The sequence below is a fragment of the Maribacter dokdonensis DSW-8 genome, assembly GCF_001447995.1.
GTDB classification, from domain to species: Bacteria; Bacteroidota; Bacteroidia; order Flavobacteriales; family Flavobacteriaceae; genus Maribacter; species Maribacter dokdonensis.
This window is the reverse complement of sequence record NZ_LDPE01000015.1, coordinates 1-3,944: the sequence shown is the minus strand read 5'-3', so window position 1 is coordinate 3,944 and position 3,944 is coordinate 1. Positions and strand designations below refer to the sequence as shown.

General features: G+C 32.4%; 3 protein-coding genes and 1 pseudogene. 3 read left to right on the top strand and 1 reads right to left on the bottom strand.

The annotated features are described in order from the left end of the window. Positions 1 to 280 precede the first annotated feature (280 nt). The 3 genes from I600_RS18790 (at position 281) to I600_RS18780 (ending at position 3,708) form a co-directional block, all read left to right on the top strand. Positions 281 to 832 (top strand): toxin-antitoxin system YwqK family antitoxin, encoded by a 552-nt coding sequence (locus tag I600_RS18790; protein WP_058106105.1) that lies wholly within the window; start codon positions 281 to 283, stop codon positions 830 to 832. A 233-nt stretch (positions 833 to 1,065) separates the two neighbouring features. Next, on the top strand, positions 1,066 to 2,343 hold the full coding sequence (locus I600_RS18785) for a sulfatase-like hydrolase/transferase (protein WP_058106104.1): 1,278 nt from the start codon (positions 1,066 to 1,068) through the stop codon (positions 2,341 to 2,343). A gap of 264 nt (positions 2,344 to 2,607) precedes the next feature. Next, a complete protein-coding gene (locus I600_RS18780) occupies positions 2,608 to 3,708 on the top strand; it encodes a hypothetical protein (protein WP_157490946.1) in 1,101 nt (366 codons plus the stop codon). A gap of 121 nt (positions 3,709 to 3,829) precedes the next feature. Here I600_RS18780 and I600_RS19525 read toward each other — a convergent pair. After that, positions 3,830 to 3,944 (bottom strand): annotated as a pseudogene (locus I600_RS19525) (IS110 family transposase); the annotation flags it as partial.

Genomic DNA, 3,944 nt, shown 5'->3' with positions numbered 1-3,944 from the left:
AGGTCTCACAGAACTGAACGTGATCTAAGTAGTAAAAGAGAGAGGATTATCAATGTTGTCGAAGTCTAAAGCTTCACCGTATATAGTAACCTTAATTCTCTCTTTTGTTCTTTCTAGTTATATCAACAATTTACTGAGAATCAAACTTAAGACGTATAAAATTAATTGCTTGGTACGAGCCTACTTACGAAAATCCTTCCGGATTTTCTATTCGGTTTGTATTTGCTAAATTCGTTGCTAAACCACGCAACTAATCTTATACAAAACCGTTGGCAACAATATGAGAAAAACCGTTTTACATATCATAATTCTTCTGACTTTATTCAGTTGTAATAGCTATTCCCAGAAAAAGAAAAGTGAATCTGCGGAATCCAATCAATCTAAAAAGACTGATACGATTATTGATTATCGTGCAGATGGAACCAAGGAATTTGAAGTTGTAACTAAAAACGGATTGAAAAGCGGAAACGGATATTTATTTGACCAAAATGAAAATATTGTCGGATTTAAACATTACGAAAACGACTCGCTTAATGGTTATGGATTGTTACTAAATGAAAAAACTTTTCGACCGAAATACTTATATGAAACGAACAACGGAAAAAGAGATGGTGTAATACTTGAGTTTTATGATGACGGAATTATAAAATCATTTAGAAGTGCGGATATTTACAACTACAGTCAAAAACTAAAATTCCATAAAAACGGAGCAATAAAAAGCATCGGTCAAACCAAAAAAGGAGGAAGAGCGGAAGGAACTTGGCTTTATTTTGATGAAAATGGAAAATTGGAAAAGACAATAGAATACGAAAATGGTAATCCTAAAAAATAAAATACTGTTGCCAACGAAACCAAAACGTAATGCGGATTAAGGTATAGGACGAAAAGGTCTGTGTATATTTATTGTGTCACTATCTTGATAGCTATCGGGAATGGATTTTACTTTTAAACGGGACAAAGAAAAAAGAAAAACAAAAAGATTTCAATAAGAACAAGGCTGACCACAAACATTAGTTTACCCACCTACTGTTTACAGATATAATTCTATTCACACTTATAAAAGTAATGACCAAAACATTTTACATTTTAATATCCATTTTCTTTTTGAGCTGTGAAATCAACCAGAATAGAAAAACACCAGACAAAAAACCCAACATATTATTTATTATAGCGGATGATATGGGAAAAGATGCATTGAACGGATATGCAGAAGGAACCATAAAACCCCATACTCCACATTTAGATGCCATTAAAAAAGCAGGTGTGAACTTTACCAACTTCTGGACATACCCAACGTGTTCTCCAACTAGAGCTTCCATGATTACGGGTAAATATGGATATAGAACAGATCTAAGATGGGCAAATCAAAAATTGAATGAGAATGAAGTTTTATTGCAAGAATACATCAGCGAAAACACAGATGATTCATATGCCACAGCTGTAGTTGGTAAATGGCACATTTCTGGTTATGATACAACCATTAATCCTGAGACATTTGGCATTGACTACTACGCAGGTATATTTATCGGTTCTGTAAAAGACTATTATAATTGGCCTTTATCAGAAAAAGGAAAACAAACAATTTCTAAAGAATATTCTACCAAAAAATTTACAGATCTAGCCTTCAATTGGATCAATGAACAAGAGAAACCTTGGTTTATGTGGTTGGCATATAATGCCCCACATACGCCTTTTCATATTCCTCCTGCAGAAATGCATAGTCAAGGAGATTTGCCACCATACACTAAAGATGTGGACCCAACCCCTTATTTTATGGCTTCTATTGAGGCTATGGATTTTCAAATAGGCAAACTTTTAAATTCTATTTCAAAAAAGGATAGAGAAAATACGATAATCATTTTTATGGGCGATAACGGTACAGAACCCATAGTTACCCAAGATCCATATGATAAAAATCAAGTAAAAAGAAGTCTATATCAAGGCGGTATAAATATGCCCTTATTTGTATCCGGTAAGGGAGTTGAAAGAAAAGGTAGTGATAACAACTTAATTACGAGTACGGATATTTTTGCAACAATTGCGGAAATAGCAGGTGTAGACATTGATGAAATTAACGACAGCAAAAGCTTTAAATCTCTTTTTTCTGAAAAGAAATCAATTAGAAAGTATCAATATGCTGAAATGAAGAATGAAAAAAATGATGCTTGGACCATTAGCAATGGTACTTACAAATTGTTAGTATTTGCAGATGGCAATGAAGAAATGTTCCACTTAATTAATGACCCTTACGAAAAAAGCAACATTCTAAATTCGCCACTCACCACTGTTGAAAAGGAATCTAAAGAAGCGTTAGAAGCCGAATTGTTAAGGATCAGAAATTGAACTAAGTATTCAAAAATAAGGTTGTACCTAATAAACTTATTGGCATTTTAAAATATTCTTTGGCATGACTATTTGGTCATAAAAATACCCAAAACATACATAGTTTTTGACCAGTTATGGTTTCCCGTAATGCAGTGTAAATTCTAAATTGTAGGTTTATTCTTTAGTGGTATATTAGGAGTGCAATTGCACATATTTCTGAATATGGCGGAATATGTGTAATTGTGCACATATACAATAGTTAGTCACCATAAAATTTAAAAAATGAGAATAACAATCATTTTAATTATTATGACAATTCAAGTAGGTTGTAAAAACCGTAATGAGACGAATATTAAGTCTGAAAATTCTGCCATCATTGAATTCACGAAATGCAACTATAATAATGAAGCAATTACTAAATATCACATTCTAACTAATAAAGCTGAAATTGCAATTTGTGATGGTGATTTCGATAGAGCATCCAAAAATTACTCATTGGCATTTAGAGAAATCAAAAAACCTTTTGGTGCTGATGTTTATAATGCCGCACTTTCAAATCAACTCTCTAATAATTTAGATGAAAGAAATTTAAATCTTCAACTACTTATAAATAATTCTGATGATTTAAGTTCGATAAAGCCAATTTTTGTCAACACATATATAGATGAAAACCTCTGGAATTCTTTTATAGAAAAAAGAACGACTGAATATGACTCAAGATTAAGAAATGAATTTAAATCAATTTGGGAAAGAGATCAATTGTTCAGACCAATGTACGATACTCATGATGACACTATTCAAGCTAATCGAATAATAAATATGAACAGGATACTTTCAATAACTGATTCTGTTGGCTTCCCTTCTCAGATAGAGCTCGGTTTTAGAAAATCCTTAAGAGGGCAAAATCATGATGTGGTTTTAGTTCATACATCTCAAAGAAGAAGCAGCAATAAAAACATGATTGATCTTGAACCAATTCTTTGCAAGGCAGTAAATGAGGGACGATTTGATCCTGAACAGGCAATCTCTTACCTGCATTTCCAAAATGATAAAGATAAAGGTAATTTTGAGGTTTACTCAACTTGGCAATATAGACATCACTTGTTGCCAGATTCTCTAAATAACAAAATATGGCTTCCGAATTTGAATAAGGAAAATTATGAGCGTGCTAATGAAATAAGAAAAAAATGGAATGCTGATCAATTAGATGACATTGCAACGAAATCTGATTTTAATTCAAAAAGCAACATACCGTTCATATTTACATCAGTTATGACATTCATTGAAAATATGCCAACAGATCTTACTCTGGAAGAGGCTTTGGAACAATATAAAATGACTACTTCAGATAAAAGACCATATGAAAAGTCAAAAATACGGTGACTAACAAAGAACTGAGATAAAAAACAAACAAATTCTTCTTTAATCCGAGACAATATTATTTCAGGCTCATAGATTCAATAACTTGATTCTTTGAGCTTTTTTTATTCGATCTAGCTTCTATTTATCTAGGCAATATTGAAACGTAAGTTTCATCATATGGCCTGCCAGATTTTGCAATGGCAAAAGACTGCTTTAAAAGTTTGTTGGCAACGGCTATCAGTGCCAGTTTCTTGCTC

Excerpts from the sequence above, each read along its gene's own strand:
- I600_RS18790 (WP_058106105.1), top strand. The coding sequence starts at position 281 with ATGAGAAAAACCGTTTTACATATCATAATTCTTCTGACTTTATTCAGT.
- I600_RS18785 (WP_058106104.1), top strand. The coding sequence starts at position 1,066 with ATGACCAAAACATTTTACATTTTAATATCCATTTTCTTTTTGAGCTGT.
- I600_RS18780 (WP_157490946.1), top strand. The coding sequence starts at position 2,608 with ATGAGAATAACAATCATTTTAATTATTATGACAATTCAAGTAGGTTGT.